This window comes from Robbsia andropogonis (genome assembly GCF_000970345.1).
GTDB classification, from domain to species: Bacteria; Pseudomonadota; Gammaproteobacteria; order Burkholderiales; family Burkholderiaceae; genus Robbsia; species Robbsia andropogonis.
On sequence record NZ_LAQU01000010.1, the window covers coordinates 89,581 to 112,351 of the forward strand.

The 22,771-nt window shown below is 60.8% G+C and carries 21 protein-coding genes; 14 read left to right on the plus strand and 7 right to left on the minus strand.

The annotated features are described in order from the left end of the window. Window positions 1-41: 41 nt before the first annotated feature. Complete coding sequence (locus WM40_RS11770; RefSeq protein ID WP_046152940.1) at window positions 42-1,181, minus strand: ABC transporter ATP-binding protein; 1,140 nt, start codon at window positions 1,179-1,181, stop codon at window positions 42-44. Between the two features lie 202 nt (window positions 1,182-1,383). Here WM40_RS11770 and WM40_RS11775 point away from each other — a divergent pair, with 202 nt between their 5' ends. Beyond that, window positions 1,384-2,406 (plus strand): LacI family DNA-binding transcriptional regulator, encoded by a 1,023-nt coding sequence (locus WM40_RS11775; protein WP_046152970.1) that lies wholly within the window; start codon window positions 1,384-1,386, stop codon window positions 2,404-2,406. A gap of 113 nt (window positions 2,407-2,519) precedes the next feature. Here WM40_RS11775 and WM40_RS11780 read toward each other — a convergent pair whose 3' ends face one another. Further along, window positions 2,520-3,815 carry an O-acetylhomoserine aminocarboxypropyltransferase/cysteine synthase family protein gene (locus WM40_RS11780; RefSeq protein WP_024905259.1) on the minus strand — a complete coding sequence of 432 codons (1,296 nt, stop codon included), beginning with the start codon at window positions 3,813-3,815 and terminating at the stop codon, window positions 2,520-2,522. Window positions 3,816-4,105: 290 nt separating this feature from the next. Here WM40_RS11780 and WM40_RS30915 point away from each other — a divergent pair, with 290 nt between their 5' ends. After that, on the plus strand, window positions 4,106-4,354 hold the full coding sequence (locus WM40_RS30915; RefSeq protein ID WP_201779136.1) for a hypothetical protein: 249 nt from the start codon (window positions 4,106-4,108) through the stop codon (window positions 4,352-4,354). Between the two features lie 245 nt (window positions 4,355-4,599). Next, window positions 4,600-5,151 carry a flavin reductase family protein gene (locus tag WM40_RS11790; RefSeq protein ID WP_024905261.1) on the plus strand — a complete coding sequence of 184 codons (552 nt, stop codon included), beginning with the start codon at window positions 4,600-4,602 and terminating at the stop codon, window positions 5,149-5,151. On the opposite strand, the gene WM40_RS11795 is transcribed toward WM40_RS11790, so the two are convergent. After that, on the minus strand, window positions 5,109-6,959 hold the full coding sequence (locus tag WM40_RS11795) for a tetratricopeptide repeat protein (protein WP_046152941.1): 1,851 nt from the start codon (window positions 6,957-6,959) through the stop codon (window positions 5,109-5,111). The two genes, WM40_RS11790 and WM40_RS11795, sit on opposite strands and share 43 nt — an antisense overlap. A 305-nt stretch (window positions 6,960-7,264) precedes the next feature. Between WM40_RS11795 and WM40_RS31370 the strand changes: the two genes are divergently transcribed. The 6 genes from WM40_RS31370 to WM40_RS11820 all read left to right on the plus strand — a co-directional run bounded on the left by WM40_RS31370 (window position 7,265) and on the right by WM40_RS11820 (window position 12,745). Then, a complete protein-coding gene (locus tag WM40_RS31370) occupies window positions 7,265-8,017 on the plus strand; it encodes an acyl-CoA dehydrogenase family protein (protein WP_236693479.1) in 753 nt (250 codons plus the stop codon). Then, window positions 7,957-8,559 carry an acyl-CoA dehydrogenase family protein gene (locus tag WM40_RS31375; protein ID WP_236693480.1) on the plus strand — a complete coding sequence of 201 codons (603 nt, stop codon included), beginning with the start codon at window positions 7,957-7,959 and terminating at the stop codon, window positions 8,557-8,559. The genes WM40_RS31370 and WM40_RS31375 overlap by 61 nt, the downstream gene beginning before the upstream one ends. A gap of 80 nt (window positions 8,560-8,639) precedes the next feature. Next, window positions 8,640-9,935, plus strand: a complete 1,296-nt coding sequence (locus tag WM40_RS11805) for an MFS transporter (protein WP_024905264.1) — start codon at window positions 8,640-8,642, stop codon at window positions 9,933-9,935. 72 nt (window positions 9,936-10,007) lie between these two features. Further along, window positions 10,008-11,609, plus strand: coding sequence for a carbohydrate porin (locus tag WM40_RS11810; RefSeq protein ID WP_024905265.1), 1,602 nt, complete (start codon window positions 10,008-10,010; stop codon window positions 11,607-11,609). A gap of 46 nt (window positions 11,610-11,655) precedes the next feature. Then, window positions 11,656-12,087, plus strand: coding sequence for a nuclear transport factor 2 family protein (locus tag WM40_RS11815; RefSeq protein ID WP_046152942.1), 432 nt, complete (start codon window positions 11,656-11,658; stop codon window positions 12,085-12,087). A 64-nt stretch (window positions 12,088-12,151) separates the two neighbouring features. Then, complete coding sequence (locus WM40_RS11820; protein ID WP_024905267.1) at window positions 12,152-12,745, plus strand: malonic semialdehyde reductase; 594 nt, start codon at window positions 12,152-12,154, stop codon at window positions 12,743-12,745. 89 nt (window positions 12,746-12,834) lie between these two features. Here the strand turns inward: WM40_RS11820 and WM40_RS11825 are convergent, their stop codons facing one another. From WM40_RS11825 to WM40_RS11840, 4 genes are all read right to left on the minus strand, one after another. Further along, a complete protein-coding gene (locus WM40_RS11825; RefSeq protein ID WP_046152972.1) occupies window positions 12,835-13,227 on the minus strand; it encodes a nuclear transport factor 2 family protein in 393 nt (130 codons plus the stop codon). Then, the gene (gene mhpA / locus WM40_RS11830; protein ID WP_024905268.1) at window positions 13,227-14,843 is read right to left on the minus strand and encodes a bifunctional 3-(3-hydroxy-phenyl)propionate/3-hydroxycinnamic acid hydroxylase MhpA; all 1,617 of its coding nucleotides are present in this window, start codon (window positions 14,841-14,843) and stop codon (window positions 13,227-13,229) included. The genes WM40_RS11825 and mhpA overlap by 1 nt, the downstream gene beginning before the upstream one ends. 65 nt (window positions 14,844-14,908) lie before the next feature. Beyond that, complete coding sequence (locus WM40_RS11835) at window positions 14,909-16,153, minus strand: MFS transporter (protein ID WP_024905269.1); 1,245 nt, start codon at window positions 16,151-16,153, stop codon at window positions 14,909-14,911. Between the two features lie 179 nt (window positions 16,154-16,332). Continuing rightward, window positions 16,333-17,052 (minus strand): GntR family transcriptional regulator, encoded by a 720-nt coding sequence (locus tag WM40_RS11840; RefSeq protein ID WP_236693481.1) that lies wholly within the window; start codon window positions 17,050-17,052, stop codon window positions 16,333-16,335. A 210-nt stretch (window positions 17,053-17,262) separates the two neighbouring features. On the opposite strand from WM40_RS11840, the gene WM40_RS11845 reads away from it, so the two are divergent. The 5 genes from WM40_RS11845 to WM40_RS11865 all read left to right on the plus strand — a co-directional run bounded on the left by WM40_RS11845 (window position 17,263) and on the right by WM40_RS11865 (window position 22,733). Next, window positions 17,263-18,195, plus strand: coding sequence for a VOC family protein (locus WM40_RS11845; protein ID WP_024905271.1), 933 nt, complete (start codon window positions 17,263-17,265; stop codon window positions 18,193-18,195). 37 nt (window positions 18,196-18,232) lie between these two features. Next, entirely contained in the window at window positions 18,233-19,096 is an 864-nt protein-coding gene (locus WM40_RS11850) for a fumarylacetoacetate hydrolase family protein (RefSeq protein WP_046152943.1), read from the plus strand. A 44-nt stretch (window positions 19,097-19,140) separates the two neighbouring features. Then, window positions 19,141-20,598, plus strand: coding sequence for an aldehyde dehydrogenase (locus tag WM40_RS11855; RefSeq protein WP_096349173.1), 1,458 nt, complete (start codon window positions 19,141-19,143; stop codon window positions 20,596-20,598). Between the two features lie 29 nt (window positions 20,599-20,627). Beyond that, on the plus strand, window positions 20,628-21,521 hold the full coding sequence (locus WM40_RS11860; protein WP_024905274.1) for an acetoacetate decarboxylase family protein: 894 nt from the start codon (window positions 20,628-20,630) through the stop codon (window positions 21,519-21,521). Window positions 21,522-21,644: 123 nt separating this feature from the next. Further along, window positions 21,645-22,733, plus strand: a complete 1,089-nt coding sequence (locus tag WM40_RS11865; RefSeq protein ID WP_046152975.1) for a porin — start codon at window positions 21,645-21,647, stop codon at window positions 22,731-22,733. Window positions 22,734-22,771 lie beyond the last annotated feature (38 nt).

A 22,771-nucleotide genomic window follows, 5' to 3' on the forward strand; every position in this document is an offset into this window, starting at 1 on the left:
TTGCGCGCTGCCCGCGCGCCATGCACTGGCAGCGTGTCGTGCTATGCGGCGGCCTGCTCACGCTTGAAAGCGTTGCGTGGCATCGCGATTCCGTCCGCGTCGAACAAGTGGCAGGCGGATGGCGGGACGTGCACGCGAACGTGCTCGCCCGCGCCGATCGACGTGTCGCCCTCGGTCTTGGCGATCAGCGACCCGTCGGCGTGGTCGGCGTGAATGTAGCTGTGCTCGCCGAGCCGTTCCGACAGCACGGTCACGCACTGGATGAACTGTCCGTCGCCGGCAAGCCGCAGATGTTCGGGCCGCACGCCGAGCGTGACGGTCTGTCCCGCTTGCAGACGGTGGCCGTCCACCGCTGCCTCAAGGTGCTCGCCGCTTCCGGTGAGCTTGACGCGCACGCCGCCTGCAAGCTTCGATTCGACGACGGCATCGATAAAATTCATCCGCGGCGAGCCGATGAAGCCGGCCACGAAGCGTGATGTCGGATGGTGATAGAGATCAAGCGGCGCGCCGCTTTGTGCAATGCTGCCGAAGCGCTCCGCGTCGGCACCGGCGTGCAGCAATACGATGCGATCCGCGAGCGTCATGGCTTCGACCTGATCGTGCGTCACATAGACTACGCTCGCGTTGGTAAAGCGCTGATGCAAACGTGCGATTTCGACGCGCGTCTGGCCGCGCAACGCCGCGTCGAGGTTCGACAGCGGTTCGTCGAACAGGAACACGCCGGGTTCGCGCACGATCGCCCGGCCGATGGCGACGCGCTGACGCTGGCCACCGGATAGCGCTTTCGGGTAACGCTCCAGAAGACTGTCCAGTTGCAAAATGCGTGCGGCTTCGCGCACTTTCCGGGCGATCACGTCTTTGGGGTGTTTCGCGAGCCGCAGTCCGAATGCCATGTTGTCGAACACGGTCATGTGCGGAAACAGCGCGTAGCTCTGGAACACCATCGCCACGCCGCGGGCAGCGGCGGGCACGTCGTTCACGAGACGGCCGCCGATGTGCAACTCACCCTCGCTGAGATCCTCCAGCCCGGCGATCATGCGCAGCAGCGTGGACTTGCCGCAGCCCGATGGGCCGAGGAACACGCAGAATTCGTGTTGTGCGATGTCGAGGTTGACCTGCCGGATTACCGGCGCATGGGCACCGTACGACTTCTGCACGTTCGTCAGACGAATTGTCGCCATTTTCCCTCCGATTTAACCGCTTAAATTTTTGTCGAAAATAGTACGAAAACCCTTGCAGGATCGGCATTTAATCGCTTAAATTCGAGGGCGGTGGAAGAAGGCATAATGCGTGTCTCCGCTGTATTTTTCAGCAAGATATCACAACCTTGTCCATCCTTTGCAATATTTGAATAACGTTCCCTGAATGTGGGATAGCGAGATCATGGTTACCCTCTCCGAAGTTGCCAGACGGGCGCATGTGACGGCCGCTACGGTGTCGAACGTGCTGCGCAACCGCGAAAAGGTTCGTCCTGAAACCGCCGAACGTGTGCTGAAAGCGATTACGGATCTTGGCTACAGGCCAAACCTGAACGCGCGCGCGCTCGCCGAGGGGCGCTCGTCGACGCTGGCCTTGATGCTGTCGAATATTTCGAATCCGTTTTATCCGGAGTTCGTGCTGGCGGCCGAGCGTGCTGCGCGCAAGGCGGGCCGTTTCCTGATGGTTTGCAATACCGACGACGACGCCGAGATTGGCCGCGCCTACTTGAACCAGATTGCCGGCACGCTGGCCGACGGCGTGCTTGTGATGAACACGGACATCGCGATCAATGATCTGTGCGCGTCGGCGATACATAGCGCGCCGATTCTGCTCGCCATGTGGGAACATCCCGAGACGCCCCCCGCCTTACCCTGCGTTGCGGTGGACTTCGCGCATGCGGGCGCGCTCGCCGCGCGTCATCTGCTCGATCTTGGGCATCGTGAAATTGGCCTGCTGATCGGCGACGGCTGCGGTGGCCTGCAGGATGCGCGCTCGAACGGCTTTCGCGCCGCCATGCGCGAGGCCGGTATCGAAACGGATGCCGGCGCGGTATTGCAAATTCGCGATTCGATCGATGCCGGATACGCAGCCTGCATGCAATTGATGGCGAATTGCCCGCACCTCAGCGCGATCTTCGCGACCAATGATCTGCTGGCCATCGGGGCGGTGCAGGCCTTGATCACGCTCGGCCGGTCCGTGCCGGGCGACGTATCGGTCATCGGCATCACCGACATTCAGCTTGCGCATCAGGTTCATCCGGCGCTGACCACGGTTGCGATCCAGACGGCGGCGATCGCGGAGCTATCCGTCAGCAGTCTGATTCGTCTGATCGATGCACACGAGATGCATCCGGGAATGGTATTGGCACCATCACCCAAACTGGTCGTGCGTGCGTCGACGGGGCCGAAGTCGAACCGGTCGCGCTGAGGCAGGGCGAGGGCCCATGCAACCGCGCGTTATGCGTTTCCGAATGGCGTCGGGATGGTCCATCTTTCACGCCCCAGCAAATGCCGCCCACCTCGAGAAAGCGGTTCCGTCGCTCAAAGCGTGGCCAATGCCTGATCGAGGTCTTCCAGCAGATCATCGATATGTTCGATACCCACCGACAGCCGCACCGTCTCTTCACGCACACCCGCGCGCGCCAGTTCTTCCGATGAAAGCTGCCGGTGCGTGGTGGAAGCCGGGTGCGTGACCAGCGATTTCGCATCGCCTATATTGACCAGGCGGGTGAACAAATTCAACCGATCCTGGAAGCGTGCACCGGCGGCACGCCCACCCTTGACGCCAAACGTCAGGATGCCGGGGCCGCGCCCTGACAGGTAGCGCTTGACGAGCGCATGGTCCGGATGGTCTGGCAAGCCTGCATAGCTTACCCATTCGGTGTTTCCGTGCTTTTGCAGATGCTGCGCGATCTTCAGCGTGTTCTCGCTGATTCGATCCATGCGCAGTGCCAGTGTCTCGATTCCTTGCAAGATTTGAAATGCATTAAACGGAGAGATGGCGGCCCCGATGTTGCGCAGCGGTACCACCCGCGCCCGTCCAATATAGGCAGCGGGTCCAAGCGCTTCGGTGTAGATGACGCCGTGATAACTCACGTCGGGCGTGGTCAGGCGCTTGAATCGATCCGCATGCTCGGCCCACGGAAACTTGCCCGAGTCCACGATCGCGCCGCCGATGCTGGTGCCGTGACCGCCAAGATACTTGGTCAGCGAATGCACCACGATATCCGCGCCATGGTCGAACGGGCGCAGCAGATAGGGAGAGGGCACGGTGTTGTCGACGATCAGTGGCACGCCATGACGATGCGCGATCTCGGCGAGCGCGGCAATGTCCGTGATATTGCCAAGCGGATTGCCAACTGATTCGACGAAAATCGCTTTGGTGCGATCGTCGATCACGGCGCTGAAAGAGGCTGGCTCACGCGAATCGGCAAAACGTGTGGTGATGCCATATTGCGGCAACGTGTGCGCGAACAGGTTGTAGGTCCCACCGTACAGCGTACTCGAGGAAACGATGTTGTCGCCCGCTTCGGCGATCGTAAGGATCGAATAGGTGACCGCTGCTTGGCCGGACGCGACCGCTAGTGCGCCCACGCCGCCTTCTAGCGCGGCAACGCGCTGTTCGAGCACGTTCTGTGTCGGATTCATGATCCGGGTATAGATATTTCCCGGCACCTTCAGATCGAACAGATCCGCGCCATGCTGGGTATCGTCAAAAGCGAAGGCGGCCGTCTGATAAATCGGTACGGCTGCCGCGCGGGTAGTGGGGTCGGGCTGGTATCCGCCGTGCACGGCGATCGTTTCAAGGCGCCAGTTGGCGGATGCAGGCTCGCTCATGTTCGGTCTCCAGTGGTGAGGTCCTCCGTCGAGGCACGGTGGTAGGAGCTGATTATTGAACGCTTTGCCAGTGCGTTTTAGCACGTTTTGTCGCTTGCTTAGCTGATTTGATTTCATGCGGCGAAACACGGATGTGTTTGCTGAAGGCAGATAAGCAAAGTCACATATCTGCTTACGACCCTCACTGCTATCGACGGAACGATTTGTTGTTTAGAGGCGGTATCCGCCTGCTCCTAGAATTTCGGACGGTGACGAAAAGCAATCGCGACAATAGAAGAGGAAATTAAGAAATGCCTGCAAGCATTGCGTCTTTTATAGCGCGACTAGCTCGAACCGGCTTGATCACCAGCGCGATAGCCGTTGCGGCGGTAACAGTAAGCGGTACGCCATACTATCTGGGTGTCAGCGGCCCGATGACCGATGTCAATGCACAGTATGGCGAACAATGGCGAGCACGGTTCGATCTGGCGCTCGCCCAGCTCGACGCGGATGGTGGTGTGCGGGGGCATCCGCTTGCCTATACCTTCGAAGACAGTTAGAGCGATCCGCGTCAGTCGGTGACCATTGCGCAGAAGTTCGTCTCGGATCTGCGCATTCTGATCGAGCTCGGCGATTTCTCCAGCCCTGCGTCAGCACTGCCGCCTACGCCTGCGACGGCGGCTAGCACGCGTCATTAAGCGGTCGCGGAGGATGATGCGCACTGATGACGTGAGACATCATGTGACTTCCGTTCATCGCCGCCGGGGCAAATGATGACGTTCAAGACCACGCTGATTCTCCGATCATGACCTCTATCAATCCTTCTTTCGATGCCGATACCTTCCGTCGCGTGCTGGGCCACTTCGCAACGGGTGTCACCGTCATCACGACGCGCGACGTCGATGGCCGCCCTGTCGGCATGACTGCCAACAGTTTTAACTCCGTGTCGCTTGATCCACCGCTCGTCCTCTGGAGCCTTGCTCGACGGGCAACATCGCATGCCGTGTTCGCGTCGGCACGCTACTGGGCCGTCCATGTGCTGTCAGAGGAGCAGGAAGCGCTGTCGCGGCGTTTTGCAACGCGCGATATCGACCGGTTCGCCGGTCTCGACATGCTAGGCGGGTATGGCGGAACGCCTTTGCTCGTCGGCTGCGCTGCCCGTTTCGAGTGTGAGACTGCGTCGCTCCATGAAGGCGGCGATCACACTATTTTGATTGGTAAGGTGCTGGCGGTGGAACAGCACGCGCCTGCCGCGCCGCTGGTGTTCCACGGCGGACGATACCGCCGCCTGGCCACGCCAGCCGACGCCGCTGGTCAACCCGCCGTGGGCGTTGCCTCGCAGGCCGTGGCCGCTTGATGCACACCCGCACCCAGGCGCGCGAGAAGCGCGGCAAAGCGTTTATCGCCGCGAAGGGGATCGAATTGCGGCGCACTGCACAGCAGCAGTTCGGGCGCCGTGGGCATTTCGAGCGCGACAGTCAGCGCGGAAAGCGCGGCGTCGTGATCGCCCAGTCCGAGCTGGATTGGCACGCGTGCCATCGACACCCGTGCAGGATCGTCATCGGAATCGTTGAGTTCTTCCAGTATCGCGCGTGCCTTGTCGGTCAGACCCGCGCGGGCACTGACGTACCCGAGCTTGCCGAGCGCGTAGGCGCTGCGCCCCCCGATCTCGGTCAGTTCCTCGAATCGGCCGAGTGCCTGGGAAACGCGTCCGTCCCAGAACAGCGCGTCCGCAAGCAGCGCCTGCGCGGGCTTGAATTCGGTGTCGAGCGCCACGGCCCGGCGCGCCAGTTCAACCGCTTCGCCATAGCGGCGACAGTTGATCAGCACCGCCGCGGCCATTCCGGTGACGGTGGCCGACAGCGGATGGAACTCGCGCGCCAGGCGAATGTCGTTCATCGCACCGTCCAGGCATCCCACTTGCAGATGCAGCAGGCCGCGCGCCATGCGTGCGCCGCAGTCCTGCGGCGCAAGCGTGACCGCGCGCGTCAGGGCACCATGGGCTGTCGCCAGATCCAGAACGAACAACGATGCCATGCCCCATGCGATCAGGCCTTGTGTAGCCAGGTGCGGCTCTGTCGTGCTCATCTGCGCCACGTGTCGCAGGCGCGGCATGAGATCCGCACCGGAGCCCGGCACGATGGTGATGAAGGCGGCCAGCAGATTGGCCAGCGTCAGTTGCATTTCGGCGTCGTTCGGGTTGTCGCGCAGACGTGTTTCGAGCCAACCGATGCTGTGTCGCATGATGTCGAGCACGGTCGGCGTGCAGCCCATCCCGACGAGCAAGATCTGTCGCAGGTCCGAGTCCAGCCGCACGCTTTCGATGAACGTTTCAGCCAACGACGTCTGCCAGACAGGCGCACTGCGCATCAAATCAGTCACAAGCCTGGCAGCGGTATCTTCCAGGAAGCCGGCCTCGTCACACCATGACACTACCTTGGCATGCGTCCACAACTGGCAGCCGGTGACGGCGTCAATCAGTTGCAACAAGATGCGGATGTCGTTGCCGGTTCGTCGCAGGCTACCTTCGAAGAGCAGCGTTGCGCCAAGGTGTCGTGCGGCCTCTCGGATATCGACCATCGGCTGCGCGGTCATGGCGCGACAGGACGATCGCGCGGCGACTTCGAGTCGTGGAAGACGGCTTAAGGCATGGCTGAATTCGTCGGACAGGCTTTCACCAAAACCGCGCAGCAAGGGGTCGTCGCCCGTGGCCATGAACGGCAGGACCGCGACGCGTGCAACCGTCGAAACGCTCCGTGGCGCGAAGCTCAATGAACGTGATGGCTCGGGGATCGACCACGCCAGCACCGCGAAAGAACGCTTGGCCAATTGCAGCCGTATTGGATTGGCAACGCCTTCCGTTTCGTAATAACGGGTAAGGCGGGCGCGCAGGCGCCACGCTTCGGTACGCACCACGGTCTCGATGCGCGGATCGAAGTCCTTGCCCCGTCCGAATACCTCGACCGCGATCGTATATTCCTTGAGCCGATCCGCCCGCCCGTCGAGGGTCTGGTTGACCAGGTATTCGATCAAGGCGCGCATGCGTTCGGACGTCGCGAAGCATTGGCTGACAAGGATTCGGGCAAGTTCGCCGCGCACGCTCGCCGCGTCGGGCATCGTGCCAGCGCCGTGACATGCGTGATCGATTTTCTCATCACGTTTCAATGATATTTCCCCGGAAAATCGATAATCGGCAATGTTTTTATATTAGGGCGCCCCCTCGTTTCCCACTACCCCGAGAAAACCCCACATCGGTAGACATATAAACAACGCCGCCTGTCTCTGCGCATGACGCAAGCGTTCTCACGGAGATGCGGTGAACGACGTGACGTTGTTGATCGGAGTCGGGAACATTGATTAGACATCTTGTAACTTCATGTCGCTTTTGACCTGGCGCAAATTAGGGTCTCGCATTCGCCTTGCGGTGTGCAGTGGCGAGTGGCAGCCCGACCGAGAGGAATGTAATGACCATGACCGAGTTGTTTCCCGCCGATGGCGCCCCCGCCCTGACTACCGAACGAGGGCGTCACATCCGTGCACGGGTTGCCGAACTGGTGCCGCTGATTCGCAAGCATGCGTTGGAAGGGGAGAAGCTGGGTGCGCTTCCCGATCCGACCGTGGCCGCGCTGACAGAAGCCGGCGTTTTCAAGCTGACGACGCCGGTCGAGCTTGGCGGCTATGCGTTGGGCATTCGCGACGTGGTTGACATCGTGTCGGAAGTCGGCCGTGCGGATGGCGCGGCGGGTTGGATGGCGTTCGTCGCAGGTGGTACGCGTAACCTGCTGCCGTTCCCGGCACAGGCGGTCGAGGAGGTCTTTGCTGAACGCGACAGTTGGGTCGGCCCGTTGGCTGCCGGCGCATCGGTTTTTCGACCAAGGTCGGCGATGCACGTCGTGTCGACGGTGGTTTCATGGTCAAGGGTGTCTGGCATTTTGGTAGCGGCTGCAAGCATGCGGGCTGGACCACTGTCGGTGTTGAACTCAAGGATGCCGAAGACCACGGGCGGCGCGGTATGGTGCTGCTCAAGCGTGATCAATATGAGATTCTCGATGACTGGCACGTCATGGGCATGCGGGGTACGTCCAGCAACAGCGTTGCCGCGCGGGAGGAGGTTTTCGTCCCGCAACACCGTTTCCTCGACATGGCTGACTTGGGTCCGCGCATGGACGCACTGCGTGGCAAGTACGAGGGCGTGGCCTACCGCATGGATATGCGAGGTCTGATGCTCGTCACGCACTTGACGGTGATGGCGGTCGTGCATGGCATGGCGCGCGGCGCGCTTGAGTGCTTCATGGAGCAGACGCAACGGTTACAGCCGTTTAACCTGCCGTATCCCACGGTGGCTGATATGCCGTCGGCACAGATGGTGGCGGCCAAGGCCGATGCACTGATCAGCGCGGCGCAGGCGATGATTCATCGCTATGCCGAGGTGGTGGACCGCGCGGGCATCGAGGGCACGGCGATACCGGCGGAGACCGAGGCGCAAATGACGATGCACACGGTCTATGGCGCCAAGATGTGCGATGACGCGGTCGGGATGATCCAGTTGTGCCTTGGCTCGTCCACCGCGCGCGATAGTAATCCTATCCAACGCTTCGTACGCGACATCCGCGTTGCGAATCTGCACGGCGCGACGCGGGTGGATCCGCTCAGCGAGATTCACGGTCGGCATCTGCTCGGTCGTCCGCCGTTCGGCATGTTCGCTGGTGGGTTGCCTGACGTGGCCGGCCCCAAGGACGCGAAAGGACCGCCACCGGCGCGGTGATCGCCAGGACAAGACACGGCGCGGGTACGCCGGGCATCACCCAGTACCCCTATAAAACTTTAAGAAATTCGGAGACAGGCATGGACATCATCCACGATGGTGCCGCGGCACAGGATCGTCCCACCACGGCCGACATGCTGCAACACGATACGCGTTACCGATGGCGCCTGCTTTGCGCGCTCTGGATCATCATCGTCTGCGCCGTCGCATTACCCAGCGTGGGCGCGAGCGTCGTCAACACGCATATGGCCGAAGCACTGCATTTCGATCGTACCGTCATCGGCGTCGGCTTCGGCCTGTTCGTGTTGACGATGGGGGTACCCGGTCCCATCGTTGCGGCGGCCATTCGCCGCTTTGGTGTCAAGCGCGTTCTCCTGGCAGGCTGCAGCCTGCTGGCCGTCGGCAGCTTCGTCATGGCGACGAGCGTGACGCGTAGCTGGCAATTTCCGCTTGCTTTCGGTCTGGTCGTGGGGGCTGGCTGCGCCTGTGCCGGCGTATTGCCCGCACAGGCCTCCGTGGCGCGATGGTTCCCCGACAAACGCGCGTTGGCGGCGTCGATCGTGCTGTCCGCTATCGACATCGGTGGCATGGTTGCGCCACCCGCGCTCGACAAACTCATTGCCCTGAACGGGGGCGATTGGCGTGCGGGATGGTTTGCGATGACCGCTACGGCACTTATCGCGCTGATCATCACCACCTTGGTGATCCGGCCCGATGGCGCGCGGGAAGCCGACCCCCTGGCTACCGGCGTGCATGACATGCCGGTGCCTCTGCGTGATGACGAGGCGGAATGGACGTTCCGTGGTGCGCTGCGGACCCGGGCGTACTGGATGATCATGATCTTCACTTGCGTGGCCGGCTTCGACTGGATGTTGATGATGGCCCACGGCGTGATCCACCTGCACGACAGCGGATATTCATCGTCAGCATCCGCCTTCGCGGTGGCGCTCATGGTGGCCGCCTCACTGACCGGCAACGTGCTTGCCGGCGTGCTCGGGGATCGCATCTCGGCCCGGTATATCGGCGCGGCGGCGATGTTTTTGCTGACGATCGGACTGGGTGCGGCGATGCATCCGCATGGGGATGCGGGTCTATGGTATTTCGCCGTGCCGGTGGGGCTTGGCTATGGTGCGTCCCAAGTCTGTCTGATGGCCCTGCTCGCGAAGTATTTCGGGGCGCGTGCGTTCCCGCAGGTGTTTGGCCTGATGCTCGCCGTCGGTACGGCTTCGGCGGCGTTGTTGGTGGGGGCGGGAGGGGCGGTGTTCGATAAGACAGGCAGTTATTCGCCCGTGTTTGTTCTGTGCATCGCGCTGTCGGTGCTTGCCACCATCGCGGTAGGCCTGGCCGCGCAACCCGAACCGAAACGCCAGGTCTGATAACGCCGCGCCGGGCATCTTCCAATGCTTTGACTACTCCTAAAACAACGCTACGCGAAGTCCATAATCATAATGAAATTCGTCAATAACGTCCTCGCGACAAAGGTACTGTTGCTCGCCGCCGTTACGGCCAACGCGCAATCGAACGCGCTCACCCAGGGCGGGGATGCCAGTACATCCGATCCGGCTACCAGGGCAACCCAGTTGGTCAAGACGCCGGCTGCGCCGGTTGCTGCCGCCAGCGCGACGGGAGTCGCCAACGGTCATGGCGGCACTACGGCGCAAGGCACGCAGTATGCCCAGAATGTGGTCACGCCGGACACGACGCCGAATATTGGCATGCCGCTTCCCTCGGGAGGGCATGGTGATGCACCGGGGCTACGGCAGGGGCCGCTCGCCGGGTTCGGCGACTGGCTCGGCAAGTACGGTGTCGACCTCGGTTTGCTCCTCACCAACGGCTATTTCAATAACCCGTCGACCGGCGTTTCGCCGGGTAAGTCGGCCAACTATGGCTCGCTTTTCATGTCTGCGACGATCGACCTGGATAAGCTGATCGGTATCCCCGATACCCAGATCAACTTTGTCGAGGCCTGGAACCGACCGGCGCACAATACCAAGACCTACCTGTTTCAAACGGGTTCGGCATTCACTGCCTTCCCGGTACAGTCGGAAAGTAGCGATCTTGTCAAGTTCACGTTGTCGCATGACTTGTTCGACAAGCGCTTGCACATCGAGTATGGGCGCATGAATACGAACGACAACTTCATGGTGCCCACGATGTGCAGCGGCTGCGTTGTCTCGACGCCCGCCATCACGCTCGACGCACCCGGGGTGACAAAGTCGGTCTGGGGTGCACGCGTTGCCTGGCAATTGACGCAGTACACGAAGCTGGGGCTCGGCGTCATTGAGGACAACTCCGACAACTGGACCACGACGAGCGGCTGGAACTGGACCACCAGAACGCGCGCGGGCCTGATCGGCATCGCCAACGTCACGCACGATACGGATTTCAAGGACAGCCGCTTCCCGACGAAATACGAGGTCGGCGTATATCACAAGACCACACCGTACACCGATTCACTGTACAACACGGACGGCACGAGCCAGGCGCTCAATCCAACCGGCACGCCGCTCAAGCATACCAGTGGCACGTGGGGCTTCTATGGGCAGGGGCGGAAAGTGTTCTGGCGCGACAGCGACTCGAAGGGGCCGGTGCCGCGCAACCTCGCGGCTTACGGCGGGGCGTTCATCACCCCCGGCCCGGGTCAGGCCTATCCGATCGAAGCATACAGCGGCATCGAATATGGCGGGTTTCTGAAGAACAATCCGGTGGCGTTGGTCGGTACGACGGTGCGCTACATCCGTCTGAGCAGCGAGCGGGCGCTGTACGAGCAACAAGCACGGTATGCCTTCACTAGCATGCTCAACGGCGCAACCGGCGGGGCGGTCCCCGTGGTCAACAACAGCGTGGCGCGCAATACCTTCACGTTCGACGTGCATGCGCAGTTCGGCATCGTGCCCGGCATGCTGGTCCAGGGCTTCGCGCAATATTTTCTGCATCCCAACACGGCCGTGCTGGCCAGCGTTTCACAAGCGCAGACGCGCAGCGGCTGGATGGTCGGTGCATTTCTCGTAATCGATATCGGTCGCCTCACCGGTCTGTCGAAAATGTGAACGCGGCACGCCATTTCTTAAATCCTAACCTACAGGTACGTCATTTATGAGCGTGAATTCCTCGCCAGAGCCTACGCTGGAGCAAAAGAACCGTCAGGTCGTCTTCGACTTCTTCCGGCATGTGCTCGAGGCCCGCAATCCGGCGGCCGTAAGGCAGTTCGTCACCGACGACTACAAGCAGCACTGCAACCATATCCCAAACGGCCCGGATGGTCTGGAGCAGTACCTGCGCGGCCTGTTCGGGGATGCGCCGCCGCTGCCGGTTCAGGACGAGATGAGGTTCCCGCCGGCAATATTCGTGGCCGAGGGCGATCTCGTAGTCATTGCCGGCTACGCCCCACAACCGGAACCGGACGCGCCCGGCACGATGTACGACTATTACGTCTTCGATGCTTTCCGGCTACGCGATGGCAAGCTGTGCGAGCACTGGAACAGTATTAACAAGATCGCGCCGCCTCGGCATCCCGAGTCCGCCTGATAGCAGGTTTTCACGTACGCCATGCGAAAGCATGGCGCCGTCGTTTTCTTCCACGCCTTATATCATGACCATCTTGATCGACCCCATTATTTTTTCACGGCCATTTACCGAGGCCCACACGGCCAACAGGTTCACCGACGAGCCAGTGTCAGACGATGCCCTGCACATGCTCTACGAGGCTGCCAAGTTCGGGCCGACATCGATGAACTGCCAGCCGATGCGATTGATCTTTGTCCGCGGCGCGGAGGCCAAGGCCCGTCTGTGTGCCGTACTCGCACCAGGGAACGTGGAGAAGACCATGGCCGCGCCGGTGACCGTCATTGTCGCGATGGACAAGCAGTTCCACGAGCAGATGGCAAGCCAATTCCCCGCCATGCCGAACGCCGCGGGCATGTTTGCGGCCAACCCCGCGCTGGCGGAGGAGACCGCGCTACGCAACGCCACGCTACAAGGTGCCTATCTGATGATCGCCGCACGCCTCGCTGGCTTCTCCGTCGGGCCAATGAGCGGATTCGACCGCGCCGGCGTGGACGCGGCTTTTTTCGCCGGCACCGAGTGGCGCGCCAACTTCCTGTTCAATCTGGGCGTTGCCGATCCCGCCGGTTTCCGCCCGCGTGGACCGCGCCTGTCCTTCGATGAGGTCGCGCGTATCGTATAACGCACGGCGAGACGCATGTCGCCAACGCCATGGTCGGCAAGGTGCATCGCGCAGCGGCCTGCCAGCGCCGGCTTGCGTGGCGGTTGGCTTTATTGGGCCGGCAGGGCGGTGGACTGGAAGTGCAGCAGGCGCCAATCGCCATCGGTGAGGCGCCAGAGCGTGTGGATGTAACTGCGCGTGGCGATGTGCTTGGATTCATCAGCGTGCAGCGTGGCATGCATCGTCTGGATCATGGCGATACTGGTGAGGTGACCGTCCTCGGTCACCCGTTCGATTTGACGTTCGATGCGAACGACACGCAGCGTTTTCGCGAAAAATTCCAGAACGTCAGCCTTGCCTTGAACCAGGCCCGTCGAGTGAACATAGATCAACGTGTCGTCGAACAGATCAGCCAGCGCGGACAACTGGCCTTGCGCGAGAAGTGCGACACGGCGGTCCTCCGCGGCCATGGCTGGACCGGGACGCAGGGCGGCGGTCGTCATCATACTTCCAGCGCTTGCCGTACGGGAGACGCAGCCAAGTGTTGCCACGTCTTCATCAGGTCATCCACGACGCTTGCCGCATCGCCTTGGCCGAATACATAAAAGTCCGGACGCACGAGAACCGTGTTACCGCCCAATTCCGTGAACCAGCGCGCGTATGTGCCGTCGATGTCCTGCGCCGCACAGTGCTCGCCGACTCCGATCACGATGGCCCCGATATCGCTCAGGAACTGACGCTGTGCTTCGCTCAATGCATTCGACGGATCGTGTTCATGGCCGATCAGGGCGAAGCCCGATCCCACGATATCGTCGAAACGGCCGATTTTGCCCTGATAGGCAACGCGCCCTTGCACGCCAAGCAGACCGGTGTGGTCGTCGCCCTCGCGAATGAACGGCGAATCTCCCAAGCGCGGCGCCGGCCAGCGCTGCTCGCTTCGGCCGGTATCGTTGCGCAATTGCTGATCCCGTTCCTCTGCTTGACGGGGATCGAGCACACAAATAATCTTGCCCAGCATCACGGCAAACGCGACAAATACCGTTGCGTGTTCCTTCCGTTCGGCCCCATAGCTGTCCAATAGTCCGTCCGGCGCCTGGTCACGCAGAACGGCGTCAAGCCGCCACGTAAGCGCCGAGACGTCGCGCAGGCCCGCGCAAAGTCCTTGCGCTGCAAAGGGCGGCGTGAGATGCGCTGCATCGCCGGCAATCATCATTCTGCCGCGTCGCCATGTCTGCGCGACGGCAGCGCCGAACGTATAGACGGCGTGTCGTTCAAGAATCGCATTGGAGGGTGTCCAACCCCAGCGTTCCAGAAGCGGCCATACGGCTTGCGCATTGTTGAAGTCTTCCTTGCGTTCACTCTCGAGCATCATGAATTCGAAGCGACGGCGGCCGGGTCCGCCCGGCACCGCCGTGGTGGGCCGCTGAGGGTCGCATATCTGGATGACATCCGCGTTCCATTGTGACGGGTCGCGCGGTTGCAGGTCGACGACGAGCCAGTCCGCGGCAAAGCCGATGCGCTCTAATGACGAGCCCATTGCCTGTCGGACAAAGCTACCCGCGCCGTCGCATCCCACGACGTAACGCGCCGCGACATACGTTGGTTCGCCGCCATTGTCGCCCGTCACGTGCGTTTCGAGGACGACGCGGTCAAGATGCTCCACGACGCCGGTGACAGTGACATTGTGATGCACCGTTACCTGCTCGCCATACCCCTCATGGATTTTCTTGTCGAGCAGCCGTTCGAGGTCCGGTTGGCTGAACGCGCAGCGGCTCGGCCAACCGGAGGCGACCACTTCATTGAGCGCCGGGAAGGCCTTCAATACTTCGCCGTCGCCGTTGCGCCATTCGTACCGCTCGCTCAGGCACGTCGCGGCCTCGAATTCCTCCATGACGCGAAGTGACTGCAGCATGCGCATTGCTTCGTGATCCAGGCACACGGCGCGCGGCAGTCCATACAAAGTCGACCAACGCTCGACCACGACGACGCGATGTCCGCACTGCGCGAGCTTGAGCGCCAGCGCTTGCCCCACTGGCCCGTAGCCTACGATGGCGACGTCTGCCATATCCACCTGGCTTGGCGAGAGGCCGTCATCGCGATGTTGTGAGATGGATGCCACTGTCTTTCTCCAATAGGTCTTCATAAATGTGGCGAAGACAATGTCAGGTCCTCGCCATCAATGTGTCAAGGCAAGGTGTTCACCACGTGTTCTTCGATGGCGTTCGAACGATGCGGCTCGCGTACCCCGATCGCAACGATCGCTGCACCGAACACGGTGGCGATAAGGGCAATGACCGGAATCACCGTGATACCCATCTGGTGCGCGAGGGCCCCGGCCATGGCCGGGGACAGTGCGCCGCCGACAATCTCTCCGACACCGACCACCACGCCGGTGGCTGACGCTGCCAGCGGTGCGGGAACGGAAGCGCTCGTGAGGGGGCCGACCGTGATCGCAATGGCACCGGCGTTCATGAAAGTAATAATGAACAGGATGGCGAAAAGCTTGAGCGGTTCGGCGCCGATTGATGGCAGAACCCATAGCGCGACCACTTCCACGATCAGTGCAATCAGCAACAGCGGTTTGCGTCCGAATTTGTCGGAGAGCGCGGGAATGATGACCATGCCGACGAGACTGCCCACGCCCTGGCCGCTTAGCACCAGGCCCATCTGGTCCAGGCTTAATTTGATGTGGTCCGTCAGGTAATTGGGCATGAAGGCCGACAACGTAATGAGGCAGGTCAGATAGCACAGCATGGTCGCCGTGTTGATCAATACCGCGCGGTGGGTCAGAACGCTGCGCCATTGTGTGGGCGCCTCGCGCGGCAAGGGCGCCGCTCGCGGCGCGTTGCGCAGCACGCGGGCCATGACGAACGCGAGCAAAAGCCCGGGCACCGCGACCGCCGCGAACACGTAGTGCCAACTCGGCATTACCTTGAGCAAGCCTACGGCGATGACGGGCCCGAGACCCAGGCCGACGAGGGGTTGCGCCATTTGTTGCAGACCGACGTTGAGTCCGATCCGCTCAGGTTTGGACGCATTGACCGTGGCGACGATGCTGGCGGGCAGATAGGCACCTTCCGCCAGTCCCATGACCGAACGAATTACCAGCAGGCTCACGAGGCCGGTCGCAAATCCCGTCGTCGCCACCAGCAGCGAAAAAATGACCATGGCCGGCACCAGCACGCGTGCGGGTCCCAATCGATCCGTGATCCGGCCGCTAACGATCGATGCGAATCCCCAGGTCAGCGCAAGCGCCGCCGAGATCATGCCCAGGTCCTGGTAATCGAGCCCGAGTTCCTTCTGCATTACCGGGAACAGCGGATTGATGATAAAGCGATCGAGTCCGACCATTCCCAGGCCTAGTGCCAGCACGCCAACGGCCTTGAACTCATAAGCCGAATCGGGAGTGGCGGGAAGATGCTGTTGCATTACAGGTCTCCTGTGTTGGGCAGGCTAGCGCTTCCGCACCTGATCCGGCCCTGCAAGATGATTCTTATTGTTCGTCAGCGAATCGCGGGCAAGATTGAGCCCTGCCGCACGTCGCGCAGCATGTCAATGGCTTTACATAGAAGGGTGCGGCTGCACCCTGCGGGATCAGTGCTCCCGCATCATGGATTGTGCTTTTTGCGGCCGCCGCGACGTTGTACGTCACCCGGTGTTTCGCCTTCGTTGAAGACCGCCTTCAGAATGATCCCCGTGGTCGCCCAGAAATGCTCGCCAAGCAGTTGTGTCGCGCGATCGGCGTCCCGGGCCATCGCCGCATCCATCAGCTCACGATGTTCGGTCATGGCGTCCCGGTTTGCTCCGGAGGTGTGTTGCTCAGCCAGATTGCGATAGCGCTCCGACTGATCGTAGAGCAAGCGGCACAGGCGGAGCGTCCACGGCGATACGCATCCCACCAACAGCGCTTCGTGGAACTGCCGATGCACGGATGCCCACGCTTCATGCAGATCCGGCGAACTGGGCGTCGGCGTCCTTTGCAGACGGTGAAACGCGGAGAGCACATTCGATTCCCACTCTACGCCACCACGCACGAGGGCCTGACGCAGGCCGGCACATTCCACTTGGACGCGCGTTTCGGTGAGATCCACAAGATCTTCACGCGAGACCGGCGTCACGCAAAAACCGCGCTGATCCTCGGAGTCCACGAGGCCATCGGTCACAAGGCGTGACAGTGCTTCCCGAATGGCCGTGGCACCAATCTCATAGCGCTCACTGAGCGCCTGGATCCGCAGTCGTTCCGCCGGGCGCAGCAGTCCAGAAAGGATATCTCCGCGCAAACGTTCGACCGCAAGCGACGTCAGGCTCTTGCCGTTCGGAGATGACACGGTGTTTTGCATGAGATGAATGATTCCAAGGTGATGAAGCGTAGGCTGATTCTCGCCTTGATCATGCATGTTGGTCAAGATTATGGAATTCCCTATGTTTTATCGATTTTATTTAGAATAATATGTGAACACGGATTTCATGGATTTGTTCGGGTGTCCGACGTCATGTCGAGGTACACCGGTCGGATGACAAAAGAAGGAGACGCTTTCGTGATTACAGTGCAAGACATTGCCTTCGTGCGGTATCAGGTCACGGACCTCGATCGCATGGAGCGTTTTCTGCTCGATTTTGGTCTGCATCGCGCCGCTCGCACGGAAAGGGCGCTCTATATGCGTGCCGCCGGTCCCGCGCATCACGTGCATATCAGTGAACTTGGGGATAGCAACCAGACGGTTGGCTTCGGACTGTATGCCCGCGATGCGGCGGACCTGGAGCGTCTCGCGTCACATCTCGGCCTGCAGGTGGAAGATAACCCGGAACCCGGTGGTGGCCGTCGCGTGCGGATGCACGATCCGAGTGGGTTCCTGGTGGACGTATTACATGGGGGGGCGCAGCACGCGCCGTTGCCGCTGCGTGAGTCGGTCGCCGTGAACTTCGGGGGGGCGCCCCAACGCCTGGGCAAGCCGGTGCGTCTGAAGCCGCGTCCTAGCGGCGTCATGCGGCTTGGACACATCGCCATTCAAGTCAGCGATTTCGCGGCATCCCATGCTTTCTATCGCGATGTTCTGGGCTTGCGTGCGTCGGACACCTACTGGGCCGGCACTCAACAGAACACGATCGCGGCGTTCATGCACTGCGGACTGGGCGATGAGTGGACAGACCATCACACGGTGGCGGTGATTGCCGCTCAGGACGGGCGCTCCCGGTTCGACCATGCCGCCTTCGAAGTACTGGATATCGACGACGTCATGCTGGGTGGTGAGTACCTGAAGTCGTGCGGCTATCAACATTCCTGGGGCGTGGGCCGGCACGTTCAGGGTAGCCAGATCTTTGATTACTGGCGTGACCCTTTTGGAAACAAGATAGAGCATTGGACGGATGGCGATCTCGTCAACGACAACATGCCCGTGGGGCATGCCCCGATGTCGCCAGACGAGCTACGTCAATGGGCTCCCCCCATGACGCCAGAATTTTTTGAATGAACCCTACATCAAAACGCATTCCGCAGGAGCGCTTAGTATGAAACTTGCCCGCTACACCCTCGCCGGCGTCACGACCATCGGCGTCATCGACGGCGACCGCGTCATTCCACTGACGGCGCTCGACGCTTCCGCACCCGCCTCGATCCGCGAAGTGCTTGCAGCTGGCCCGGCGCTGCTAGCGCGTCTCGAACAGGCGCTTTCCGACGCGTCGGGTGGCGTATCGCTTAAGGACGTGAAGCTTGAAGCGCCGATTCCTGATGCCCAGAAATACCTGGCCATCGGCATGAACTATCACGATCATGCGGAGGAAGCGGCGCGAGCGGGCATACAGGTGCCGACCAACCAATTGTGGTTCAACAAGCAGGTCACCTGCATTACCGGCCCGTTCGATCCGATATACAAGCCGAAAGTGTCCAGCAAGATGGATTACGAGGCCGAGTTGGGCGTCGTCATCGGTAAACGTTGCCGCTATGTGAGCGTCGAGGATGCTGCAAGCGTGGTCGGCGGCTACTTTGTGGCGAACGACGTGACCGCGCGCGACTGGCAGTTCAAAAGCCCCACCTTCACGCTGGGCAAGTCGTTCGACACGCATGGCCCGATCGGACCATGGATCACGACCGCCGATGAGATTGCCGATCCGCACGCCCTGGAAATGAAGCTCTGGGTAAACGGAGATTTGCGCCAGAGCGCGAGCACTGGCGGCATGATCTATAACATTTGGCAGCAGATTCACGAGCTTTCCCAAGTCATGACGCTCCAGCCCGGCGATCTGATCGCGACAGGCACTTGCGCGAACGTGGGCATTGCGCTCGGCAAGTTCCTTGAGCCCGGTGACGTTGTACGGGTCGAAATCGAACGACTAGGCCATATCGAGAACGCGGTCGCAGCCGAAATTGCCTGAACGGCCGATGAGGCATGGCCTATAAAAATCAGGGGACACGAGACATGGTGTACGAAGTCAATTTGTTGGTCGGCGGAAAGGCCGTGCCGGCTGCGGGCGGTAAATCCTTTGAGCGTCGCAATCCACTTTCCGGAGAGACGGTAACGCAGGCGGCCGCGGCCGGTGTCGAGGACGCCACGCTGGCAGTCGAGGCCGCCGGAACGGCGTTTCCCGCGTGGTCCACACTCGGGCCGGGCGCCCGACGCAAACTCCTGACGGCGGCGGCTGACGCGCTGGAAGCGAAACTTCCGCAGTTCGTCGAGTCAATGACTGCCGAGACCGGCGCGAGTGCCGCATGGGCCGGTTTCAACGTGGAGGTCGCGACTGGCTTCCTGCGCGAAGCAGCGGCGCTCACGACCCAGGTAAATGGCGAGGTGATCCCATCAGACTTGCCGGGTTCGCTCGCGTTGTCGGTGCGGAAGCCGGCCGGTGTGGTGCTCGGCATGGCGCCCTGGAACGCGCCAGTGATTCTTGGGGTGCGTGCGATTGCAGCCCCGCTCGCATGTGGCAACACGGTGGTGCTCAAGGGTTCGGAGCTCTGCCCACGCACGCATTGGCTTATCGCCGATGCGTTCCGGGACGCCGGTTTTCCGGCCGGTGTCGTCAATTTTGTCAGCCACGCGCCCGACGCGGCGGCGGCGGTCGTGGAGACGATGATTGGCCATCCCGCCGTGCGCCGGGTGAATTTCACGGGTTCGACGCGCGTGGGGCACGTCATTGCGCTCACGTGCGCCAAGTACTTAAAGCCGGTGGTGCTCGAACTCGGTGGCAAGGCGCCACTTGTCGTGCTCGATGATGCGGATATCGACGCCGCAGTGAACGGCGCGGCATTCGGCGCATTCGCCAACTCGGGACAGATTTGCATGTCGACCGAACGGATCATCGTCGACGAAACGATCGCCGATGCATTCGTGGCACGGCTCGCGGCGAAGGCCGGTGCACTGCCGGTAGGTGATCCGCGTGGCCAGGTGCCGGTGGTGTTGGGTTCGGTGGTGGACGTCAGCACCGTCGAACGCTGCAATGCCTTTATCGACGACGCGCTGGCGAAAGGCGCGACGCTGCTGTGCGGAGGCAAATCCACGAACACGCTGATGCCGGCAACACTGCTCGATCATGTCACCCCCGCAATGCGAATTTACAGCGAGGAATCGTTTGGTCCCGTGAAGCCTATTGTGCGCGTACGGGGCGTCGAAGAGGCAATCGCCTGCGCCAATGACAACGAGTATGGCTTGTCGGCGGCGGTATTCGGCCGCGACGCGGCCCGCGCCTTCGAAGTGGCGAGGCGCATCGAGTCAGGCATCTGCCATATCAACGGACCGACGGTGCACGATGAAGCGCAGATGCCGTTCGGCGGTGTGAAGGCAAGCGGCATGGGGCGTTTTGGCGGTCAAGCAGGTGTGCATGAATTCACTGATCTGCGTTGGATCACGTTGCAGACCACGCCGCGCCACTACCCGTTCTGACCCATCAATCAAACATAAGGAGTTATACGATGACCATAGAATTCAAGCCAGGCGTACGCTATCGCATGCCTGCCGTGTTCGGTCCGGCGCCAGGGCCCCGTCAAAAGGCGGACGGCACGCCATGGACGCTCGAGGAATCGGGAACGATGAATGCACGATGGATGACGGTAAGCTACCGTACGAATCGCGCGCAACTGGAACGCATTCTGCCGCCGGGCTTCGCGCTACGCGGTGAGCCTGAAGTACATGTCTCGCTTGCCCAGTTCAGCGATCTGTATTGGCTGGCTGGTAGAGGGTACGGCATTCTGATGGTCGAAGTGCCGGCCGTCTATACCGGTAAGGACGAAACGATTGACGGTTCGTTCTGCCCTGTCTTATGGGAAGGTCGTCCAGATGCGATCATGACCGGGCGCGAGGAGTTGGGATTTCCAAAATTGTTTGCTGATATGCCCGATTTGCGTGTCGACCTCAAGACCGGTCTGGCGGGCGGGGACGCATCATGGTTCGACTTCAAATTTTTTGAGATGCAGATTGAAGGGCTGACTGAGGCGGGCGGTGAAAAGAAGTTACCTGGACCCGGCGGCGCGGCGCTTTTCTACAAGTACATGCCGCGCACCGGAAGCTACGGAAGTGGTGGCTGCGATGTCGCCTACACAACCACGTCGCAGCCATTGCCGCAAGCAGCCGGTGATGTGTCACCAATCAAGTTTAACGACGCGAACTTTAAACGCTGGAAGGGCGAGAGCGGTGTCGTGAAATGGAACCGGGCAACCTTCGCGCAGTTGCCCACGACGTTTCATATCGTCAATGGAGTTGCGGATCTGGAGATTCTCGACTATCTGAGCGTTGAGATGGTCGAGTTCAGTGGTCCGGGTATTGCCGTGTCGGCCAATGTACTGCGTGCAGTCGAGCCGGCCCGCTGACGCGGGAGTTTGCAAAGCGTGCCAATGCGCCAGGGTTGGGGGTGAAACAAGGCGTATGGCACGGTGCGTACGAAAAATGTCGTTGTAAAGGTAGTCGAAAATACTAATAAAATGGAGACGGAAATGAAGCGATTCGTTGGAATATGTTTAGGTATACTTATGTGTTCGACAGCGTACGCACAAAGCAATGTCACGCTTTACGGTCTGATCGACGGAGGCATTTCATACGTATCGAATCAGGGGGGGCATTCGGTTACGAAATTCGATGACGGGATCTATACGCCAAGCATGTTCGGCCTGACGGGGAACGAGGATCTGGGCGGCGGAACCAGCGCTATCTTCAACCTGCAGAGTCAATTCCAGTTAGGTACGGGAAGCGTGCTTCAGCAAGGGATTTTCGGCCGCAATGCGTATGTTGGGTTGAAAAGCAGTCGCTTCGGACAGTTGACGTTGGGTAACGTATACGACTTCATGTCTGCGTCGTTGCTGGACAAGGGAAACAATCCCAGCGCGCTTACCGGTGGGTTGTACAGCTTCGCCGCCGGACCCTTTCAAAAACTCGGTATCCCGCAAAACTCCACGGGTTGGTTCGACTGGAGCAGGGCGAGCGGTATCCAGATGAACAGTTCCATAAAATACGAGTCACCCGTCTTTGCAGGTTTCTCCTTTGGCGCATTGTATGCGCCGGGGGGTGTTTCGGGATCGTTTGGCGCGAATTCAGGCATGAGTTTCGGTGCGAACTATGTGGCAGGGCCGTTCGGACTCGGCGCTGCTTACACGGAGAAGAAATATGCCGGATCGTCTGGCGGATCGCCTCAGATTCCCATCAGGAATTGGGGAGTCGGCACGCATTATGTACTTGGCCCGGTCTATCTGGTCGCAGACCTTGTAACTGTTCGAAACGCATTGTCCGGTGCAACGGCATGGGCCGCCCAGGCTGGAGCCAGTTGGCATCTTACCCCAGCGTTTTCGCTCGGGGCTAGCTATATGTACATGAAAGGAAACGAGGTGCTTGATGGCAACCACGCGCATCAGGTGAGTACAATTGCGAACTACTCGCTGTCCAAGCGAACGACGGTATACGTCGAGGGCATCTATCAGCGTGCCAACTCTGGCGCACAAGCGGCGATCAATGGCATCATGGATACGTCAGGCTCGTCGAGCAATGCATCTCAAGCCATTGCGCGCGTGGGCGTTCACACCATGTTTTGAAAGCAAACCGCGCCACGGTCGATGTAAGATAGATTGTT

Bases quoted from the DNA above. Each gene is read 5' to 3' on its own strand.
- WM40_RS11770 (WP_046152940.1), bottom strand. From the start codon at position 1,181: ATGGCGACAATTCGTCTGACGAACGTGCAGAAGTCGTACGGTGCCCAT.
- WM40_RS11775 (WP_046152970.1), top strand. From the start codon at position 1,384: ATGGTTACCCTCTCCGAAGTTGCCAGACGGGCGCATGTGACGGCCGCT.
- WM40_RS11780 (WP_024905259.1), bottom strand. From the start codon at position 3,815: ATGAGCGAGCCTGCATCCGCCAACTGGCGCCTTGAAACGATCGCCGTG.
- WM40_RS30915 (WP_201779136.1), top strand. From the start codon at position 4,106: ATGCCTGCAAGCATTGCGTCTTTTATAGCGCGACTAGCTCGAACCGGC.
- WM40_RS11790 (WP_024905261.1), top strand. From the start codon at position 4,600: ATGACCTCTATCAATCCTTCTTTCGATGCCGATACCTTCCGTCGCGTG.
- WM40_RS31370 (WP_236693479.1), top strand. From the start codon at position 7,265: ATGACCGAGTTGTTTCCCGCCGATGGCGCCCCCGCCCTGACTACCGAA.
- WM40_RS31375 (WP_236693480.1), top strand. From the start codon at position 7,957: ATGGACGCACTGCGTGGCAAGTACGAGGGCGTGGCCTACCGCATGGAT.
- WM40_RS11805 (WP_024905264.1), top strand. From the start codon at position 8,640: ATGGACATCATCCACGATGGTGCCGCGGCACAGGATCGTCCCACCACG.
- WM40_RS11810 (WP_024905265.1), top strand. From the start codon at position 10,008: ATGAAATTCGTCAATAACGTCCTCGCGACAAAGGTACTGTTGCTCGCC.
- WM40_RS11815 (WP_046152942.1), top strand. From the start codon at position 11,656: ATGAGCGTGAATTCCTCGCCAGAGCCTACGCTGGAGCAAAAGAACCGT.
- WM40_RS11820 (WP_024905267.1), top strand. From the start codon at position 12,152: ATGACCATCTTGATCGACCCCATTATTTTTTCACGGCCATTTACCGAG.
- WM40_RS11825 (WP_046152972.1), bottom strand. From the start codon at position 13,227: ATGACGACCGCCGCCCTGCGTCCCGGTCCAGCCATGGCCGCGGAGGAC.
- WM40_RS11835 (WP_024905269.1), bottom strand. From the start codon at position 16,153: ATGCAACAGCATCTTCCCGCCACTCCCGATTCGGCTTATGAGTTCAAG.
- WM40_RS11850 (WP_046152943.1), top strand. From the start codon at position 18,233: ATGAAACTTGCCCGCTACACCCTCGCCGGCGTCACGACCATCGGCGTC.
- WM40_RS11855 (WP_096349173.1), top strand. From the start codon at position 19,141: ATGGTGTACGAAGTCAATTTGTTGGTCGGCGGAAAGGCCGTGCCGGCT.
- WM40_RS11860 (WP_024905274.1), top strand. From the start codon at position 20,628: ATGACCATAGAATTCAAGCCAGGCGTACGCTATCGCATGCCTGCCGTG.
- WM40_RS11865 (WP_046152975.1), top strand. From the start codon at position 21,645: ATGAAGCGATTCGTTGGAATATGTTTAGGTATACTTATGTGTTCGACA.